Origin of the sequence: Cyclobacterium sp., assembly GCF_014762705.1 — a bacterium.
Classification (GTDB): domain Bacteria; phylum Bacteroidota; class Bacteroidia; order Cytophagales; family Cyclobacteriaceae; genus Cyclobacterium.
Window position 1 is genome coordinate 128,053 of sequence record NZ_JABURL010000119.1, and the last position, 21,511, is coordinate 149,563.

Here is a 21,511-nt window from a genome sequence, read left to right on the forward strand (position 1 = left end):
GAACGATGAAAGGATTTCTGAACGGGTATTTAAGGATAATTTTAAAAGTTACAGCTTCTGCTAAACAAATGCCTCTTCTGATTAATACCAAAAAAGGTTTGGAAGAAACCTTATACCACGCCAGGTATTTTATTGGCTTTTTGGTGGTCATAGGGGGGATGATTTGCTGTCAACCAAAAGATATACATGAAGTGAGGCAAAAGTACAATGTGCTCTTTATTGCTGTTGACGACTTGCGTACAGAACTGAATTGTTATGGTGCAAACCATATTAAGTCTCCGAATATTGATCGACTTGCTTCTGAGGGAGTTCGGTTTACGGAGGCTCATGTGCAACAAGCCATATGTATGGCCTCCCGCGCTTCCATCCTGACAGGGATCAGACCTGAGAAGCGGGGTATTTATACAGGGGAATCTGTAGCGGATTTAATGCCCGGTGTACTGACCATGAATATGTTTTTTAAAGAAAACGGGTATAATATCGCGGCAGCAGGAAAAATTTATCATCATGGTATTGACCATGAAAAGCAATTCGGAGAGGATTATATCATTCCCAAAAAATCCTGGACAGGAAGGGGCTATGTGACCGGGGAAGCGATCAATCAAATATCCCTCAATACGACGCATCAACGTGGGCCTGCCTATGAAAGGGCAGATGTGCATGATACCATTTATAAGGATGGTATTAATACCCTTCATGCAGTGAGAAAGCTGGAAGAATTGGAAAAGTCCGACAAACCATTCTTTTTGGCGGTGGGCCTTTCCAAGCCTCACCTGCCTTTTGTTGCTCCCGCGAAATATTGGGATATGTATCCTGAGGCGTCCATTGCGATGCCTGAAATCAGAGAAATGCCCGGGAACTCCGGTAAATATACCATGCGGTTAGCTGGTGAACTGGGCAATTACTATGGTATGCCCAGCAGGTACGAAGATATTGAAGACGAGACCACACTTATTTTGAGAAGGGCTTATTATGCCTGTGTTTCATACGCAGATGCCCAGGTAGGATATTTGCTGGACCAACTCGATAAATTGGGATTGCGGGAAAATACTATTGTGGTGCTATGGGGGGATCATGGCTATAAATTGGGTGATTACGGCAACTGGTGCAAATGGTCGAATATGGATATTGATACCCGTATTCCGTTAATATTCAGTGTCCCGGGTGGAAAAAAGGGGGAAGTTGCTGATAGACCGGTCGAAGCTTTAGATATCTATCCTACCCTGGCAGCATTGTGCGGCATGGACGAACCATCCCATCTTGAAGGAAAAAGTTTAATTTCTATTTTGAATAATCCTGAACAACAACCGGCATCAAAGGAATATGCGTTTACCATTTGGCCACAAAATCGTTGGAAGTACGATAAGACCATAATGGGATATGCTGTAAAAGATGGCCGCTTCAACTATGTGGAATGGGTAAAACTAAACACTGGTGAGGTTTTGGAAAAAGAACTTTATGACCATCAGTCTGATCCGGGAGAAACCAGGAATGTCATTGATGAGGAGAAATACCAAGAGGTAATAGCAAGCCTGTCAGCAAAAAGTGAAGAGCGGAGAGCTGCTACAGACCATGATCATGGATTTAAATCACTTCGATAATTAAAGAAATATATTTTATTGGGACATTAGGGTCGTTTTTGGCAATCCTGAACATCAAGGGGTCTGCATCAGCAACCGACTCGCCTAACAAAACAGGAATTGCCGCCGGTAGATTTTAGCGGTGTTTTTATTTTATTCATTTATTTTTTATAAATTGGATTATTATAATTGAATCCAATACAACCGACTTGGGTAAAATAACTATCTTTCAAATCTAGCTTATTTGAAGTGTATACCATCAATTAACTTAAACCCGGATTTTGAGACTGCTGATTAACAAAAGTGAGAAGGAGTTGGTATGTTCCCTGAGGCAAGGGGATATGAAGGCCTTTGATGAATTATATTACCGCTACTTGCCCAAGCTACTCGGTTTTGCCTACAGGTACCTTAGTGATGACATGGAGGCAGAAGAAACGGTACAGGTGATATTCATAAAAATTTGGGAAAAAAGAAGAAGCCTGAACGAAAACCAAAACTTCAAATCTTATTTGTTTCAATCTGTAAAAAATCAATTGCTCAATAAGCTTAGGAATCAAAAGAAAAACTGTACCCTGGAAGAAATTCCAGAGAGGTATTTCGTCAGTTCAGAAGATGTATTCGAAAAATTATCCTATAAGGAACTGGAAAATACAGCCACAGCACTCATTAATAACCTTCCCAAAACCCAGCAAAAAGTTTTTATTTTAAGCAAAATAGAAGGATTGACCCATGATGAAATCGCTGCCCAATTGTGTCTTTCCAAAAGAACCGTGGAACACCATATTTATTTAGCAACAAAGTTTTTAAAGGGAGAGTTGACACAAAGAGCTTCACTGTACGGACCACTGATCCTGGTTTTAATTGCCGGTTAAATCTTGATTTCTAATCTTATCCATATCTATAGTTCGTGATGAAGCGTAAATTTGTATTATTTTCTATACTGATTTTGTTTTCAGGATAATTACATCGGAATGATCAAAACCACTCAATTGGAAAATTTCAGGATGTATAACCTTAGAAATGATCCCAAACAAACCACTGATGTTGCATCTGAGAATCCGGAAATTTTTGAATCAATGAAAAGAAAAATGATGCAGTTGCACCAGGAAATAGTCCATGAAGCCATTGACTGGAGGGAGTTTTCCTGGCAGGAAGAATAAATTTAAAATGATAAATACCAAATGATGATATACCGGAACGTACAGATTTTGTGGGTTTTTTGCTTACTCTTGAATTTTTTGGAGGTTTCAGGCCAATCAAATACCAATGTAGAAAAACCCAATATCTTACTCATATTTACAGATGACCAAGGGTACCATGATGTGTCTTATTATGGAACAAAAGACATTCGTACCCCTCATATAGATGGCATAAGAAGCGACGGAATGCGCATGGACTTTTTCTACACCAATTCTCCAGTCTGTGCACCCACCAGGGCTTCTTTGATGTCAGGCCGTTATCCGGATCAGGTTGGGGTTCCCGGATTGATAAGGTCTATTCCGGATAACAACTGGGGATATTTGGATCCCGGCACGGTGCTATTACCAGCCCTGCTTAATAAGGCAGGGTACCATACGGCACATATCGGGAAATGGAACCTTGGTTTGGAAAAACCGAATCTTCCGAATGATCATGGTTTTGACCTTTTTCAAGGCTGGCTGGAAGACATGATGGACGATTACTGGACCCATAGAAGGCATGGAAGAAATTACATGCGCCTCAACGAAGAAATTATTGATCCGGAGGGGCATGCAACTGATCTGTTTACCCAATGGTCTGTGGAATACATCAAATCACGCAAGGAAAGTAAGGATCCATTTTTTCTTTACCTGGCCTATAATGCCCCTCATTTTCCTGTTCAGCCTCCTGAGGAGTGGCTAAAAAAAGTAAAGGATAGAGAATCAGGCATTCAGGATACAAGAGCCGAATTGGTTGCTTTTATTGAACACATGGACAATGGGATAGGAGAAGTGATACAGGCTTTAAAGGAAAGCGGGCAGTATGAAAATACACTCATCATCTTTACCAGCGATAATGGGGGACATTTACCGTCTTCGGCCAATAATGGCTCTATAAGAGATGGGAAACAAAGCATGTATGAAGGGGGATTAAGAGTACCCACAGTGATTTCCTGGCCAGGAGTAATTGAGCCTGGGTCTGTTTCGGAACAGGTTAATCTGTCAATGGACATTTTCCCTACCCTTGCGGATATTGCAGGTGTTAAATTGGAACATGGGGTTAATGGCAGAAGTTTTTTGCCGACCCTTATGGGCCAAATAATGGAGGAAAAAGAAAGACCCCTTTATTTTGTCAGAAGAGAAGGGGGAACACGATATGGCGGAAAAGCTTACCATGCCCTTAGACTGGGTGATTGGAAATTACTCCAAAACAACCCTTACCAACCGATGGAGTTATATAATCTTAAGGAAGACCCGAAGGAGGAAAATAATGTCATAGAGCAAAATCAGAAAACTTATCAAAAATTAAATGCCTTGTTGATGTCCCATATTCAGGAAGGAGGCAAAACTCCCTGGCAAAAGCTTAAATAGTATCGAGCCGGTATTAACCCAATTCGGGAAAAGGAATTCGCTTTTTGGTTTCGATTTGAAACATTTGAAATTCAGCCTTCTGTATTTTTTACCTTTATTATTGGGTATATCGTACGGGAATCAGGGAACATGCTCATTGCCGTAAAACAATAAGAAATCTTGCCATAAGGCCTAAGTGGCACATAAAATTATTGCTCAAATCTGGCAGAATAAAATTTTTTTTCATTTTTTTTAAGTAATAAGTTGGTGCCAGGTGTATTGCTTAAAATGAAATGATATTTTGAAGAAGGAAAAGCTAATAAGATTCTTAAATAACCTTTCTACACCCGAAGAAAATAGGGAAGTGATGGATTGGTTGAAAAAAGCCGGTTCGGAAGATCAGTTTCTGAACATGCTTAAAAAGGACTGGGATTCCGGGAAGGCCAATAAGGTAAGCAAATTAAAGCAGCAAGAAATACTGGGTCATATTCATCAGGCCACATTGAAAAGCCGGAATAGCCTGAAAGGAAAACAGGTTTTTCATTACTTCCTGAAATTCGGCAAGGTTGCCGCTACTTTTTTATTGTTCCTATTTTCAGGTTATTTCCTTTATGAAGCTATAGTTTTTAAGGATAATGAAACAGCGGTTGCGGAAATTCCGGTTACGAAGATCACGAAACAAACCGCAGCAGGGGAGAAATTGAGGTTAACACTACCTGACAGGTCTGAGGTAATTGTCAATTCCTTATCCACTTTAAACTTTTCCTCGGATTTTGGCAGCAATAATAGAGAAATAGAACTGGAAGGGGAAGCCTTCTTCTCGGTTGCTCCCGACAAAAACAAGCCTTTTAAGGTAAAAACAGGCACTGTGGTGACTACCGCCCTGGGTACCGCTTTCAATGCCTATGCCAGAGAAGAAGAGGTTAAAATTTCGCTTACTGAGGGAAGCGTCCATGTAGCTCAAAAGGCAGAAGAAATTTCCCTTTTACCCGGAGAAATGGCTTCGGTTCGGTTTGATGCCGTTTCCGGTTTAACCAAAGGAACATTTGATCCGGACCGGACCACCTTATGGAAGGAAGGGAAGATCCGGTTTCAAAGCAAACCCCTCAGGGAAATTCTTCAATCTTTGGAAACATGGTACGGTGTTCGTTTCGAAACGAAAGCTTTTGACAACAGAAAAGTTACGGGCCTTTTCAACAATGAAAGCCTGGAAGACATACTGACAGGCTTGAGTTTCTCCCTGGGGTTCGAATACCAGATCGATCAAAAAAATGTAGTCATAAAATTCTGATTGCCTATGAAATAAAAACGAAAAGCAGGATAAAATTCCCATCGCCAAATGAAACATTTTACCCTGCCCGCTTTAAAGAAATCAATTCAATAAAACACCTAAAATTATGAAAAGAAAAATACTATACCTAATAAAGATGGTATCCAAAAACCTGTTATATGGCTGTGTACTGCAATGTTTGTTTTTGACTACCTTGCTGGCCAATGATTCCAAAGCCCAGATCAAACCGATCGACGAAACATTTCTCCGCATGGCCAATAAGGACTGGAGTGTACAAGAAGTTTTTCAGAACCTTGAATCCAAAACAGACTATGTTTTTATTTTTCCGGATGACCTGCTTAAGGACAGGGGGCGGGTAACATTAAAGGCCGGAAAACAATCCGTCAATGATATTCTGGTACAGGTAGCTCAATCTGCCAAATTGAAGTTCAGGCAGGTCAATAACTCCATTTATGTGGGAGGTTCTCAAAGCATAAACCAAAGTCAGGAAGTAACCATTTCCTTGGATTTTATAGAAATCAGTGGAACAGTTGTAGATCAGAACGGGCAACCCATCCCGGGAGCGACGGTCCTGGTAGAAGGTACAAACACGGGGACAGCCACTGACATTGAAGGTAATTTTTCCATCGAAGCAGCTGAGGGTTCTGTACTGCTTTTTTCTTTTATTGGCTACCAATCTCAACGCATCACTGTAGGTAACCAAACGAGCCTGACCATTACCTTAAACGAAGACCAGTCCTCACTGGAAGAAGTGGTGGTAGTAGGGTATGGAACACAGAAGAAAGTGAATGTGATTGGTTCAGTTTCACAGATAAGTGCTGAGAACATTGAAAACCGACCTGTTCAACAACTTTCTCAAGCCATAACTGGTCAAATGCCTGGAGTAACCGTAATCCAAAGATCCGGTCGGCCGGGTCAAAGTGGAGGTAATATCAGGGTCAGAGGGGTTGGCTCCTTTGGAGCAACACCAAGCGCCTTGATTTTGATTGATGGCATACCGGGCAATATGAATGACATCAATCCGGATGATGTGCAGTCCATTTCAGTGTTAAAGGATGCCTCTTCAGCAGCGATATATGGAGCAAGGGCGGCAAATGGGGTCATTTTGGTGACTACCAAAAATGGATCTAATAAAAAAATGACAGTGAGTTACAATGGCTATGTTGGCTTCAACCAGCCAACTGAGTTGCCACAATTTGTGGACTCCTGGGATTATGCAACCATGTATAACATTGCCTCAGGAAGCAATAGTTATACAGAGGAAGACATAGAGAAATACAGGTCACAATCTGATCCGGACAATTATCCGAATACCCGGTTTTTGGACCATGTGTTTGCAGGGGATGGTATTCAGACCGGCCATACCCTTACTTTAAACGGAGGGGATGAAAACAACAAATATTTCCTTTCAGGAGGTATATTAAGTCAGGAGGGAATTGTTCCAAAAAACAATTACAACCGGTATAATTTGAGACTGAATCTGGAAAATAAGCTAGGTGAACAATTCAAATTAACCACCAGGTTATTTGGATCTATTGAGGAGCGAAACGAGCCTCAGGCAACTGCCAACAAAGGAGGAGAACTCAATGATCAGTTGATACAAAATGCCATCAGGTATCCCGCAGTTTACTTGGGCCAGGCTTCAAATGGTGATTTTGGGATAGGTCCGGAGAGTGGGGGTACACCTGTTTCCTGGCTACAATCAGATTCCTATTTGACCAATCCCAGAACACGGACAGGAATAAATATGAAATTGGATTGGACACCGGTACAAGGGCTGGTTTTTTCTGCTATCGGAGGTTATAATTCCTTTTTACTGGAACAACGGTCCTACCTGGCTTCACAAAGGTTAAATGATGATGTTTTTCATGCACAATCGTACCTGAACCAATATAGTAACAAGGAGATTTTCAAAACAGCCCAATTTATTGGAGAGTATTCGAAAAGTTTCGATAACAACAATTTGGATTTTTTGGTGGGCTATACTTTTGAAAACCAAATCAATACTTATTTCAATGGATACAGACAAGACTTTCCCAGCAATGATTACACGGTAATTGGTATGGGAGGCGCAGACAATCAAAGAGTAGGTGGTTTTGATGAGGAATGGGCGATTCAATCCCTCATTTCCAGGATAAAATTTAATCATGCCGAAAAATATTTGTTTGAAACTACTTTGAGGTATGATGGCTCTTCCCGGTTTCCAGAAAACTACAAGTATGCTCTTTTTCCATCAATGGCTCTCGGTTGGAGACTTTCCGATGAGGTATTCCTGGAAAACTGGAACTGGCTTTCGGATTTTAAATTGAAAGCATCCTGGGGGATTCTGGGAAATCAAAACATTGGCAATTACCCTTATCAGACCGTTCTTAATTCAGGCAGGAATTATCCTTTTGGAGGAAGTATTTCCACCGGGGCAGCTTATTCGGACTACAGGGATGCCAATATCCGCTGGGAGTCTACCGAAACTTTAGACTTTGGAGCAGAAACAAGTTTTTTGGAGGGAAAATTGTCCTTTAACTTCACCTATTTTAACCGGAATACTACCGACATTCTTTTTCAACCTACGGCAAGTGTTTCATCCATTTTGGGAGTGGGGATCGGAGAAATCAATACCGGAGCAGCCAGAAACAAAGGCTGGGAATTTGATTTTGGATATCGAAACCAAATGAATGATTTTCAATATTCTGTTACGGGAAATTTTTCCATTATCAATAATGAAGTGGTTTCTCTGGGACTTGGGAATGTAGAACAGCCAAATGGTTTGGTCGGAAATGGTTCCAGCTTGTTTGTAGGCTTCCCTATGGAAATGTATTATGGATATGAATCTGATGGAGTCTTTTTAAGTGAAGAGGATATTGCTGATTGGCCCACACAATCTGCCATTACCCCCAACCCAATGCCAGGAGATATCCGATACAAAGATATTAGCGGCCCTGATGGGGTGCCTGATGGCAGAGTGGACCCGACCTACGACAGGACCTTCTTAGGCAGTAGAATTCCTAAATATACCTATGGCCTCAATTTTGGATCAAAATACAAGAATTTTGACATATCTGTATTTTTGCAGGGTGTTTCGGGCGTAGATGGATTTTTAAATAATTATGCGGGCTGGGCCTTTTTTAATCTTGGAAACATCCAAAAATGGCAAATGGATGGCAGATTTAATCCGGAGAGTCCGGAAAGGTATCCGGCTTATCCCCGTTTGGAAGTCATCACCAACAGTGGAACACCAAATACCGTCATTTCTGATTTTTGGGTGACTAATGCATCTTACCTCAGGGTTAAAAACCTTCAGTTGGGATATACCTTAAATCCGCAACTGCTGGAAAGAATAGGCCTTCAAAACCTAAGGCTTTACCTTAGTGGAGAGAATGTACTTTCTTTTACTTCTTACATGGAAGGTTGGGACCCTGAAATCAACACGGGAGGAGCCTATTATCCCATTTTGGCAACCTATACTTTGGGTATTAATGCTAGATTTTAAGAAAAAATGAATACAAATATTTTAAGGACTAATCTTATGAAAACGATATATAAGCCATTGTTCGTCGCGCTCTTGTTGCTTTCGGGTATTTCCTGCGATGATAAACTGGAGCAATTTCCCACCGATGCTTTTGCCAGTGGGACATTCTGGACTTCGGAATCCAATGCTTTGATAGCTTTAACAGGAATGTACAGAGGAAATATAAATTACGGAACGCAGGTAGTACCCTCAGACTGGTGGACTTACTGTGGAATCGTTTTTTTGGAATTCGCCACAGATAATTCCTATGACAGGCGCGGAGACAATTCTACCTATAACCGGTTGACGGATGGAACACTGCTTCCAAACAATAATGTGGTAAACGGTTATTGGCAGGGTTCCTACAGGCGCATAGCCATTGCCAATGATTTTCTGGAAAATATTGATAATGTCAATATGCCAGAAGTAAAAATGCAGCGGATGAAAAGCGAAGCCAGGTTTATTAGGGCAACGCAGTATTTTTATTTGTCTCAGTTTTGGGGAGATGTTCCTTTGGTTACCAATACACTCACACCGGATGAAGCCAATAACGTTGAAAAATCAAGCAAGACGGTTATTGTGGACTTTGTGATACAGGAATTATCGGAAGCAGTAAATGGACTTCCCAGATTTTCCGAAATTCCTGATTCCGAAATTGGTAGAGCAAGCAAACAAGCGGCCCTGGCTTTTTTAGGCAGATTATACCTGGCTGAGAAAAGATTTGATGAGGCCTCTGAAGTATACCAACAAATCATCAATTATGGAGATAATATAATCGATTCGGAATACGGGCCGCTCTTTACCACAGAAAACGAAAACAGTGCAGAAAATATTTTCAGCGTGCAATTTGTTTCAGGATTAGCCCCAAATGCCATGCCCCAGCATGCATTTCCTGCTGCCTCAAGCGGCTGGCATATTATCAATCCACTGGGAAGCCTGGCAGAGGAATATGGATTTGAGGACGGAACGCCCTTTTCCTATGATGACCCAAAGTTTGTCCAGGAGGATATGGGAGCCAACCGGGATCAGAGATTTAGGGATACCTTTATTTGGAATGAATCAACTTTCCTAGGAAGAAGATATGTATGTCATCCCGATTCCACCCAATCCGTCGATCAGCTTACCTATTCCAAACAAGCGACACGTACCGGATTTGGGTTTAGAAAATATTTTGATGAAACTTTTAATGGTAATTTAAGAAATGACTATGGCGGAAATATCCCGATTATCAGGTATGCGGAGGTCCTGTTGAGTTATCTGGAAGCTGAACTTGAAGCAGGAAACCCCATTACCCAAAACTTACTGGATCAAACGATTAATCTTGTCAGAGGAAGAGAATCAGTAAATTTGCCTCCTATTACAGAAACCAACCCGGATGTTCTCCGGGAAATTCTAAGAAGCGAACGCAGAATTGAATTGGCCTTTGAAGGTACCCGGTTATGGGATATTTTCCGTTGGGAAATAGGAGAGGAAGTGTTAAATGGTGATTTTTGGGGGGCACCCTTTCCGAATTCGGTAAGGTATCCAACTACTTCCATTAAATTGGACCCTCAATCCAGGTGGTATGTTACTACCAAAAATTTCAGGCCAGGCGATTACCAATGGCCTATTCCTGAGTCAGAAACCAACATTAACCCAAAATTGGCAGAATAGATATCATGAAAAGAAGACATGCAGTAAAAGCAATCGCCCTGGGATCTGTTACACCCCACCTGCTGTTGGGCGGCACAGCAGGTTTTGTGCCGGCACCAAAAGTAAAAGGCAATTTAGCTCCCTCCAATTTTGCCAGTCAATGGCAGCAATGGCCGGATATGCCCTGGGTAGGGCCGGAATATTGGGGCAACAGGTTGCAGGATTGGGAAATCCGTCAGGGACGTGCCGTTTGTGTCATCTCCGACAAAAATCGCTCGCTTCATTGCCTTACCCATCAAATGGGTTCCGGTTCCGGAAATTTTTCCCTACAGGTCAACATGGATTGGTTGAATGCAGCAGCCAAAGGAATACAGGAAGCCTATGCCGGTTTTCGGCTTGCAGCAAAAGGAAAGTTTGAAGATTATCGCTCTGCCGCAGTTTTTGGCCAGGGACTCGATGCTGGGATCAACGGACAGGGCTACCTTTTTATTGGAGAAAAAACAGGCAGCCAACAACTCTCCCTTGATGCTGAAATCACCCTCAAACTGGAAGGAATCGGAAATGAACTCCAATTGAAAGCGCAGCATTCAGGGAATGGCAAATTGCTGGCCATGTTGACCTATACCCAACCCAAGGCTACATGGGAAGGGAATCTGGCTCTGGTGTCTCATTTTCCTTTGGAAAACACAGGCTCACCATCGGTGGCCTTTTCCGGATGGCAAATATCCGGAGACAAAATTGCAGCAGACGCAGCGCAGGCTTTTGGACCAATCTGTTTTGCCCAGTATACCCTGCATGACGGAACACTTAAATTGGCTGCCCAGCTGACGCCGGTAGATGGAATCAGCGGGCTTCAGCTCAGCCTTCAGGTCTGGCAAAATGGCCAGTGGGAAACCTTGCAGGAAGCCTTGCCAGATCCTTTGGGCAGAGTGGCCCATTTCAGGCAGGAAAATTGGCAAGCCGGAAAGGCTACCCCATACAGGGTCAAATTGGACCTGCCTCTGAAATCTGGCAACAGTTCCTATTATTATACCGGCACCATTGCCAAAGAGCCAAAGGATATGGATCAGGTCAAGATGGCAGTTTTCAGCTGTAATGCAGATTATGGGTTTCCGGATCAGGAGGTAAGCATCCATTCCCTGAAACACCAGCCCGACCTGGCTGTTTTTCTGGGCGATCAGTTTTATGAAAGTACTGGCGGATTCGGCATTCAGACCGCTCCCCTGGAAAAATCCAGCCTCGATTACCTGCGAAAATGGTACATGTTTGGCTGGTCTTACCGGGAAATTTTCCGACACATTCCAAGTGCCTTTATTCCAGATGACCATGATGTGTACCATGGAAATGTTTGGGGAGAAGCCGGCAAAAATGCCCCCACCGATGAGGGATGGGGCTATGTGGCCCAGGACCAGGGTGGATACAAAATGCCGCCTGAATGGGTGAACATGGTGCAACTGACCCAGACCGGCCACCTGCCGGATCCTTTTGACCCTACCCCGGTCAAACAGGGCATAGGTACCTATTATACCGATTGGGTTTATGGAGGTGTAAGTTTTGCGATTTTGGAGGATCGGAAATTCAAATCCGCACCCAAGAATGTTTTGCCTGAGGAGGCCATGGTGACGAATGGGTTTATTCAGAATCGTGAATTTGATATCAAAGCCCACTACGATGTAGAAGCGCAGCTTTTGGGTGAAAGACAGCTGGAATTTTTAGAACACTGGTCCACCGATTGGAGCAAAGGTGCTGAAATGAAGGCAGTACTGTCTCAAACAAATTTTTGCACGGTTGCCACACTGCCGGAAGGCAGCATCATTGACAGTATCGTTCCCCGGCTTCCTATTCCCGAACCCGGTGTTTATGTATCTGGCGACGCCCCTACCACGGATATGGACTCCAATGGCTGGCCACAAAAAGGCCGGGATGAAGCTTTGCGAATAATTCGGAAAGCCTTTGCACTACACGTGGCGGGTGACCAACACCTGGCTTCTGTAGTTCACTATGGGGTGGATGAATTTGGAGATGCGGGTTATGCCTTTGCCGGTCCGGCATTAAATAACCTCTTTCCCAGGCGTTGGTGGCCGCCTGTTGGTGATCAACATGAAGGGCTTCCAGGTAAGCCTGCCTATACAGGCAATTTTCATGATGGCTTCGGAAATAAAATGACGGTGCATGCGGTGGCCAATCCCAGAAAAACAGGTCAGGAGCCGGCTCTGATTCATGACCGGTCCACCGGCTATGGTCTGGTCACTTTTGATAAAGCCCAAAAGAAAATTAACCTGGAGTGCTGGCCAAGGTATGTAGATCCTGAAAAACAACCCGATGGTCAATTCGAAGGTTGGCCTGTTACTATCACCCAGCAGGATAATTTTGCCAAAGCAAGCGCAGGTACCCTGCCTGTCCTGGACCTGAACAACTGCCACAATCCCATAATCGAGGTGGTGGATGAAGAAAGCGGTGAACTGGTCTATTCGCTCAGGGTAAGGGAAAAAACTTTCCGGCCCAAAGTATTTAAAGATAGCAAATACCAGGTAAAAGTATGGGAAGATGGACAGGATAGGACACAATTATTTCAGGGATTGGCTTTGGATCTGAATCAAAAAGAGACCTTATTTGTAAATTATCAGGTTTAATTATTGCCAAATTTAAATATTCCATGACATTCCGAATGATCATCTTACCCTTGATTGCAGTCCTTTTCTTTGCCTGTTCACCCGAAAAGGATCGGCCCCAAAGCCCACCCAATATCATTTACATTTTGGCCGATGATTTGGGTTATGGGGATTTGGGCTGTTATGGGCAGGAAAAGATCGAGACCCCTCACATTGATGCCCTGGCTGCCAGCGGGATGTTGTTTACACAACATTATTCAGGCGCTCCGGTATGCGCACCTGCCAGGGCGGTACTGCTTACAGGCCAGCACAGTGGCAGGGCGCAGGTGAGGGGAAATGACGAATGGGGAGATAGGGGTGATGTATGGAATTACATGGCCATGCTTGCCGATTCTACCCTGGAAGGGCAGCGCCCTATAAAGGAGGGAACCACTACTTTGGGTTCTCTCCTGCAGGGAGCAGGGTATACCACGGCCGTTGTTGGAAAGTGGGGTTTAGGAGCCCCACATACGGTTGGGGTACCCAATAAGCAAGGCTTTGATTATTTTTTCGGTTACAATTGCCAACGGCAGGCGCACACCTTATACCCTGTACACCTTTGGGAAAATGATCGGCGGGTATATTTAAACAATGATACCATTCCACCAAATACCCGCTTGCCTGAAGGGGCGGATCCCTATGTCGAAGAAAGCTATGCTGATTACTTTCTTACCGATTATGCACCAGAAGAGATGTTTAAACGCATTCAGGAATTTGTAAAGGAAGAGACCGATCATCCGTTTTTCCTCTATTGGGCTACACCTATTCCGCATGTTCCCCTGCAGGCCCCAGAAAGATGGATCGATTATTATGTGGACAAGTTTGGTGAGGAGGAACCCTACCTGGGTGAAAGGTCTTATTTTCCGGCCCGACATCCAAGGGCTACCTATGCGGCCATGGTCAGCTACCTGGATGAGCAGGTAGGTAATTTGGTACAACAGCTTAAAGACCAGGGGGTATACGACAATACCCTGATTATTTTCACCTCAGACAATGGCCCCACCTTCAATGGGGGTACGGATTCTCCCTGGTTTAATAGCGCAGGGGTTTTCAGAGAGGAAAGGGGTTATGGCAAAGGTTACTTGTATGAAGGAGGAATCAGGGTACCCATGATTGCTTCCTGGCCAGCAAAAATCGAGAAAGGAACCCAAAGTGACCATGTTTCTGTATTTTACGATGTGATGCCTACTTTGGTGGAAATTGCCGGAACAGAGGAAACCTACGATTCAGATGGTGTCAGCTTCCTGCCAACCTTAATTGGAGAAGATCAAAAAGAGCACGAATACTTGTATTGGGAATTCCCTTCCTATGGTGGTCAGATGGCTGTTAGGATAGGAAACTGGAAAGCCCTGAGGCTAAACATACACGAAGGGGAATCGGAATGGCAACTATTTGACCTGACTAATGATCTTTTGGAAAGCAATGACCTGGCTGCCGATCACCCTGAGATCATCCGAAAAGTGGAAGCTATTGTTGCTGAAGCACATGTGCCGGCCTCCAATCCCCGCTGGAGGTATGCAGCATTGGGAGAAGAACAATAGATAAAGCTACCAAAGGGCCAATTATGGAATACGAATTTTAAACCTGTCCCAAATTCGCAAAACATGGTTTTTATTTATTAATAATTTGATTTTTATTGCTCAGATAGCCTTCCCCGACTAATCGGGGTAACCTATTAAAAACAAATTATAAACAGATGAAAGGACTGGCTATTTCAGGCAGTATATTTTATTTTTTTATGTATTGTCTGACTAATCGATTACTGTATTGGGAATTTAACGGATATTTGGTACCTTATGCTGCTTATTAACCAAATGTCCTCATGCATTTAAAAGTGTATCAATATTTGCTGGCGGGCTTGATTGCCCCATTAATGGCCAGTATTTTACTTTACGGTTGTCAGGAAGGTGGAGCCAAAAGCAATCCTGAAATTCCGGATGTAGTCAGTTATAATTTTCATATCAGACCCATTTTATCTGATAATTGTTTTGCCTGCCATGGTCCGGATGCCAATAAGAGAGAGGCTGGATTACGCCTTGATACGGAAGAGGGCGCCTATGCAGCACTGAAAGAGAATCCCGGTAAACACGCTGTTATTCCTGGAAATCCCAGGGGATCCATGTTGATCCAACGAATTTTTTCAACAGATCCCGCTCAAATGATGCCTCCTCCGGAATCCAATCTCAAAATTACGGAGCATGATAAAAACCTGATCAAAAAGTGGATCGATCAGGGAGCGAAATATGAAAAACACTGGGCCTTTGTTCCTCCTGAAAAACAGGAGCTTCCCGAGAATGACAGAGAGGGCTGGTCTGAAAATCCAATTGATCCTTTTATTTTGGCCAGAATGAAAGCCAATGGTCTCTCGCCCAGCCCTGAAGCGGACAAGTCGTATTTGCTGAAAAGATTGAGTTTGGATCTCACAGGCCTTCCTCCGCAGGTGGAAGAGGTAAAAGGGTTTTTGAACAATGAGCAAAGCTGGGAAGAGATGATCGAACATTATTTGGCAAAGCCAGCTTTTGGGGAGAGGATGGCTTTACTTTGGTTGGATATATCGAGATATGCTGATTCATTCGGCTATCAGAATGACAATATTCGGACGCAATGGCCCTATAGGGACTGGGTGATTCATGCTTTTAATCAAAACATGCCCTATGACCAATTTTTGACATGGCAACTTGCAGGAGACTTGCTTCCAAATCCCAGTAAGGAGCAGTTGTTGGCCACCGCATTTAATCGCAATCATAAAATTACAGAGGAGGAAGGCGTCATTCATGAAGAATACCGGGTAGAATATGCCCTTGACAAAACCAATACATTTAGCAAGGTAAGCCTTGGTATAACCATGGAATGTGCCCAATGCCATGATCATAAATATGATCCTGTTTCGCAAAAGGATTATTTCAGTCTTTATGCTTTTTTTAACAATACTCCAGAGAAGGGATTTGAAGGAGGAGCCGGATCACCTGTAAGGGCAAAAACCCCACTGATATGGGTGGAGGAAGAAGATACTAAAAATATTTTGTCGTTTGTCAATCACCCGGACACCAGCAGCGTTGCTGTTTCTATCATGGCGGACTTGCAAGATTCTATCCGGCCGACTTATGTTTTGGACAGGGGGGTTTATGATGCGCCTACTGGAGAGCCTTTAGTGGCTGGCACACCCGGAGTTATCAAGGCTTTTGATCCTGAATTACCAAGGAATCGATTGGGTTTGGCGAAATGGGCATTTGCAGATGACCACCCGCTTACTTCCCGGGTATTTGTCAATCTGATCTGGCAGGAGATCTTTGGAAAGGGATTGGTGCCTTCATCAGCTGATTTTGGCATGCAGGGGAAATTACCCACCCATCCTGAACTTTTGGACTGGCTGGCAGTGGATTTCAGGGAGCATGGCTGGGATATCAAAAGACTAATTCGACTGATTGTCAGTTCGGCTACCTACAGGCAATCTGCTCAGGTGGAACCCAAACACATGGAATTGGACCCCGAAAACGTATATTTGGCCCGATTTCCCAGGCTTCGCCTGCATGCCGAACTTATTCGTGATTTTGTGCTGTCCAGTAGTGGTTTATTGGTTCCCGAGATTGGAGGCCCCAGTGTAAAACCCTACCAACCTGCCGGTTTGTGGGAGGCTTCCAGTTCGGGAAGGGGAGAATTGAACGTTTACCGTCAGGATAAGGGCGATAAATTATACCGGAGAGGGATTTATACCTTTATCAAGCTGACATTGCCCCCACCATCCCTGTTGATTTTTGACGGTAGTAACCGGGACATTTGTCAGGTAGAAAGAAACAGGACCAATACCCCCTTACAGGCATTGGCCATGCTCAATGACCCCATGGTTTTAGAGGCCTCAAGGGTACTGGCAGAAAAATTGAATAAAGCCCATGAAAATCCCGGATCGGCCATAGAAGAAGCCTTTATCAGAATTTTATCCCGAATCCCTAAAAAGGAAGAAATGGAAATGATGCTGGCATTTTATGAAGAAGAACTGCTCAGGTTTAGTGCTGAACCCAAGGTCGCACAGAAGGCAGTGGAAGTCGGGGAATTCCCAATGTTAAAGGAACAGCAAGCTCAGGAATCAGCAGCATTGATGCAGGTAATCATTGCCTTGTACAACCTGGAAGAGGCCATAACGAAGACCTAATTACCTGAGACGTTCTTTATACATAAACCTGCATGTAAAGTTTTGCTTGGGCCGCCGTTTTCCCCCCTGCTTGGGATTTAGAAAATGAAATCCCGGTAAACCCTTTTTTTGCTAAGGATACAGGGATTTTCTCGTGCTGAGGTTTTGGGATGGATACGATAAATTTGACCGGGCCTAAAATTGTTTATCCTATCAGGTAATTGGACTTAAATCCCAACGAATAAAAAATCCCCAAACGGGGATTTTTCTTTCCAAAAAGATAAGCCACAAGGTCAAAATTTTCCCCGGAAGAGCCGAATAAAGGCCACTGCTCTTTATTGGTATTGATAGAAAATTCAGCTAATTGGAACAAACATTCCAGGTCCTTATTTTTCACATTAAAAAAATCAATATTTAAGCTGTTTAGTATTGGAAATTGTATTGGTATTTTTTATTTTTATAAGCTTATATTTTACATATTAAAATTTAAATGGAATATAAAGTTTGTAAAATACGCATATACAGGTTTGAGTTTTACTTACCAATTTTAATTATTTAACCTCCTGACTAACTGACAACCAGCAACCTATTCCACCTTAAAACTCCGATAGCAGTAGTATTGCTAAAAGTTTGACCAGAGACAATGAATTCATAGCACATTCAATTATCCAGTTGATCATTAGTAAAAAACTTTTTGGGTTTCAGAAGAAAGGTTTTAACTGTAGGAAGATTAAAATGAAACCTTTAAGGTTTGGCGGTTAAAGAGGGATTTAATTTTGCCCTGAGCAGGTTTTCAACCGGATCGGGGATGTTTTGATTTTTATTTATTAACCATAATTCAATTTATCCAGATGAGTATAGCGAACAGTTCCTGAATCCATTCAAGGTGAAAGATTTTCAAAGTCTTTCCATTAACAGTGACGCCCAATTTCTTTGAGAATGGGCACTGTGGCAATTAATCATTTATCATAAACCCAATCTAAAATGAAAAACGAATTACCAAAAGCAGGAAGAAACCTGCTACACAGGGCAGTTTATGTTCTGTATTTGCCCTTAATTATCCTGTTATGGGGCCCACCAACTCAGGCTTCAGGGATGACAAACAATGATCCAAATCCGGAATTTTCTGAAGAGGACGTATCCATAACAGGGACGGTTTTAGATGAAAATGGGCTTCCTATGCCCGGTGCTACTATATCTATCCAAGGAACAAGTAGAGGAACAGTCACAGATTTAGATGGCAAGTTTTCCATTACTGTGCCTGAAGAAGCCACTTTGGTGATTTCTTATATCGGTTATCAGTCCCAAACCATTAAGATAACCAATCAGACAGAATTGACCATTCGGCTAATTCAGGATTCTTCCGCACTGGAAGAGGTTGTGGTGATTGGTTATGGAACACAGAAGAAATCAGATCTGACAGGTTCGGTGGGTTCAGTAGGAGAAGCGGAATTAAACGAGCGTCCTTCTCCATCTCTGAATCAGGCACTGGCTGGCAGGGTTGCGGGTGTTCAGGTAAACGTGAATTCAGGACGCCCCGGTGGTAGAACCAATGTCCGTATCCGTGGATTCAGTTCTATTAACTCTTCAAATAACCCCCTATATGTGGTGGATGGTGTCCAGCTTCCTATGAGTAACCAGGCTCAGGCCAGTAATGCCATTGATTACATTAACCCTAACGACATCGTGTCTGTTGAGGTATTGAAAGATGCCTCCTCTACTGCCATTTATGGATCCAGAGGTGCCAATGGAGTAATCCTAATTACCACCAAAAAAGGTAAATCTGGTGAGGGAACGCTGACTTATAATGTAGATTTCAGCGTGAATACCATCGGTCCTAACAGACCTGAGGTTTTGAATGCAGCAGAATACATGGCTGTGGAAGATCTTGCCTGGAGAAATATGGAAAAATACGACCCGGAAGGTTGGAATGCCGGTAGATGGGCCTATCTGAACCCTGCACTTAGAAGAACTGATCCCAGGGTATTTGATAGCCAGGGAAACCCATTGTTCGACACCAACTGGTTGAATGAAACGACTCAAAATAAATTGTCCCAAAACCATCAGTTGGGATTTACAGGAGGAAACGAAAGGACGACTTATTCTTTGTCTTTGGGTTATAGGGATGATCAGGGCTTGTTAAAAACATCCTACCTTACCCGGTATTCCACCCGCTTCACCATTGATGATCAGGTTAAACCATGGTTGAAAATAGGGGGTACTATCAGTTATAATAACCAATCAGAAAATCTGGTAGATGTCAGTGATGCAGTACCAAGACAAATTGTGGAGGATTTTCCTTTTTTACCGGTAAGGTATGAGGATGGCACTTTTGCCAACAACAGGGATTATCCTTTTGCAGAAGGAACGATGAGTTCCATGCACCGACTATACGGGAGAAAGTATATTTTGAATACCCAAACGACTTTGGGAAGTGCTTATTCAAATATAAAATTTGCAGAGGGATTGGAAATGCGGACCGTGTTAGGAGTGAATATTTTAACCCAGGAAAATAACCAATCCAGCACCCGGACCTTAGCCATTGCCCAGTCAGGCACGGCGTCTAAAAGTTTGGAAAGGGACAGTTTCTGGTCCTTGGAAAATTACCTTACCTATAATAAAGTATTTGGAGAAAGACATGCTTTTACCGGTTTATTGGGTATTTCCTGGCAGGAAAACACTTACTCCAGCATGAGTGCCAGTATCCAGAATTTTGCAACGGACTTCTTTACATACAATAACCTGGGAGCCGGTTCACAACTTCCCCGGGTTGGCTCCAATGCTTCAAGACATGCTTTAAATTCCTATTTTGCGAGGATAAATTATATTCTGGACGATAAATATCTATTTACAGCAACCGGTAGGGCAGATGGGGCATCCAAATTCGGTGAGAATAACAAATACGCAATTTTCCCTTCTGCCGCTTTGGCCTGGAGGTTGTCCGAAGAAGCTTTTCTTAAGGGAAACAGTACCATTTCAAATTTGAAATTGAGGACCAGTTATGGTCTTACCGGTAACTCAGAGATCCCGCCCTATTCCTCACTTTCCCTATTGAGCTCCAATTATTCGGCCATTTGGAATGAGACACAGGTAGGAGGTACAGGTATCAACCGATTGGCCAATCCTGACCTTAGATGGGAAAAAACGGCTCAGACCGATGTCGGTTTAGAACTAGGTCTGTTTCAAAACAGGCTCACCGTGGAATTTGATTACTATTACAGAAAAACGACTGACATGTTATTGGATTCTCCGGTTCCAAGAACAAGTGGGTATGCCACTATAAGAAGAAATGTAGGTTCAATGGAAAACAAAGGGGTTGAACTCACATTAAATGCAGTGGTTGTTGAAAAAGCGGATTTCACCTGGAATAGTAGCTTTAATTTTTCTGCCAATCGGAATAAGGTATTGTCATTGGCTACACCTGCAGATATTTTCGGTGTAGGCGGGCCTAATTTCACCAACCAAACCAATATTATCAGGGTAGGTGAGCCCGTAGGATCTTTCTGGGGTTTGGTAAGGCTTGGAACCTGGAATGAATCCGAAAGAAGTGAAGCCGCTGAGTACGTAAGTTATAGAAATGGATTGACTATTCTTCCGGGAGATATTAAGTACCTGGATGTAAATGGAGATAAGGCCATCAATGATTCGGACAGGATGATTATCGGAAATGGAAACCCAAAATTCTGGGGTGCCTTGACCAATAATATCAGGTTTAGAAACTGGGATCTGGCCATTGATCTGCAATACATGTATGGCAATGACCTTTTGGACATGAACCTGCACCCAAGTGAGGACCGGCAAGCCCTGGCCAATAGCTACCGTACGGTGCTGGATGCCTGGACCCCGGACAACCAGAATTCCATGGTGGCGGAAATCAGAGACACCCGCGCAGGTTATGTAACCAATGTGGATTCCAGATGGGTTAAAGACGCGTCATTTCTACGTGGAAGAAACCTGCTATTAGGATACACCTTTCCCGTTGAGGTGGCAAATAGACTTCGTTTGAGTAGGTTGAGGGTGTATACTTCGACCCAAAACTTCTTCCTGATCACAGGAGATGAAATCATTGGTGACCCTGAAGTGGCACCGATCAGGGGAGGCGACGGAAACAATGTATTTTCTCAGGGTATGAATTGGCACAGTTATCCTAAGCCAACCACCTATTTATTGGGTATTCAGGTTGCATTGTAAATTA

The 21,511-nt window shown here is 43.2% G+C and carries 11 protein-coding genes; all 11 read left to right on the plus strand.

All coding sequences use genetic code 11. From position 1 onward, the window contains the following. Positions 1 to 68: 68 nt before the first annotated feature. The 11 genes from HUJ21_RS23900 to HUJ21_RS23950 all read left to right on the plus strand — a co-directional run bounded on the left by HUJ21_RS23900 (position 69) and on the right by HUJ21_RS23950 (position 21,507). Positions 69 to 1,601 carry a sulfatase gene (locus HUJ21_RS23900; protein ID WP_291373469.1) on the plus strand — a complete coding sequence of 511 codons (1,533 nt, stop codon included), beginning with the start codon at positions 69 to 71 and terminating at the stop codon, positions 1,599 to 1,601. A 260-nt stretch (positions 1,602 to 1,861) separates the two neighbouring features. Then, positions 1,862 to 2,452, plus strand: coding sequence for an RNA polymerase sigma-70 factor (locus HUJ21_RS23905; protein WP_291373471.1), 591 nt, complete (start codon positions 1,862 to 1,864; stop codon positions 2,450 to 2,452). 99 nt (positions 2,453 to 2,551) lie between these two features. After that, positions 2,552 to 2,740 carry a hypothetical protein gene (locus tag HUJ21_RS23910; RefSeq protein ID WP_291373473.1) on the plus strand — a complete coding sequence of 63 codons (189 nt, stop codon included), beginning with the start codon at positions 2,552 to 2,554 and terminating at the stop codon, positions 2,738 to 2,740. A gap of 21 nt (positions 2,741 to 2,761) precedes the next feature. Then, positions 2,762 to 4,129 (plus strand): sulfatase-like hydrolase/transferase, encoded by a 1,368-nt coding sequence (locus tag HUJ21_RS23915; RefSeq protein WP_291373475.1) that lies wholly within the window; start codon positions 2,762 to 2,764, stop codon positions 4,127 to 4,129. A 280-nt stretch (positions 4,130 to 4,409) separates the two neighbouring features. Continuing rightward, a complete protein-coding gene (locus HUJ21_RS23920; RefSeq protein ID WP_291373477.1) occupies positions 4,410 to 5,399 on the plus strand; it encodes a FecR domain-containing protein in 990 nt (329 codons plus the stop codon). 106 nt (positions 5,400 to 5,505) lie between these two features. Then, entirely contained in the window at positions 5,506 to 8,886 is a 3,381-nt protein-coding gene (locus HUJ21_RS23925; protein WP_291373479.1) for a TonB-dependent receptor, read from the plus strand. A 36-nt stretch (positions 8,887 to 8,922) separates the two neighbouring features. Further along, positions 8,923 to 10,557 (plus strand): RagB/SusD family nutrient uptake outer membrane protein, encoded by a 1,635-nt coding sequence (locus tag HUJ21_RS23930; protein WP_291373481.1) that lies wholly within the window; start codon positions 8,923 to 8,925, stop codon positions 10,555 to 10,557. Between the two features lie 5 nt (positions 10,558 to 10,562). Continuing rightward, complete coding sequence (locus HUJ21_RS23935; RefSeq protein ID WP_291373482.1) at positions 10,563 to 13,169, plus strand: alkaline phosphatase D family protein; 2,607 nt, start codon at positions 10,563 to 10,565, stop codon at positions 13,167 to 13,169. A gap of 23 nt (positions 13,170 to 13,192) precedes the next feature. Further along, complete coding sequence (locus HUJ21_RS23940; protein ID WP_291373484.1) at positions 13,193 to 14,728, plus strand: arylsulfatase; 1,536 nt, start codon at positions 13,193 to 13,195, stop codon at positions 14,726 to 14,728. Between the two features lie 281 nt (positions 14,729 to 15,009). Continuing rightward, complete coding sequence (locus HUJ21_RS23945) at positions 15,010 to 17,337, plus strand: PSD1 and planctomycete cytochrome C domain-containing protein (RefSeq protein WP_291373486.1); 2,328 nt, start codon at positions 15,010 to 15,012, stop codon at positions 17,335 to 17,337. A gap of 963 nt (positions 17,338 to 18,300) precedes the next feature. Further along, positions 18,301 to 21,507, plus strand: coding sequence for a TonB-dependent receptor (locus HUJ21_RS23950; protein ID WP_291373487.1), 3,207 nt, complete (start codon positions 18,301 to 18,303; stop codon positions 21,505 to 21,507). Positions 21,508 to 21,511 lie beyond the last annotated feature (4 nt).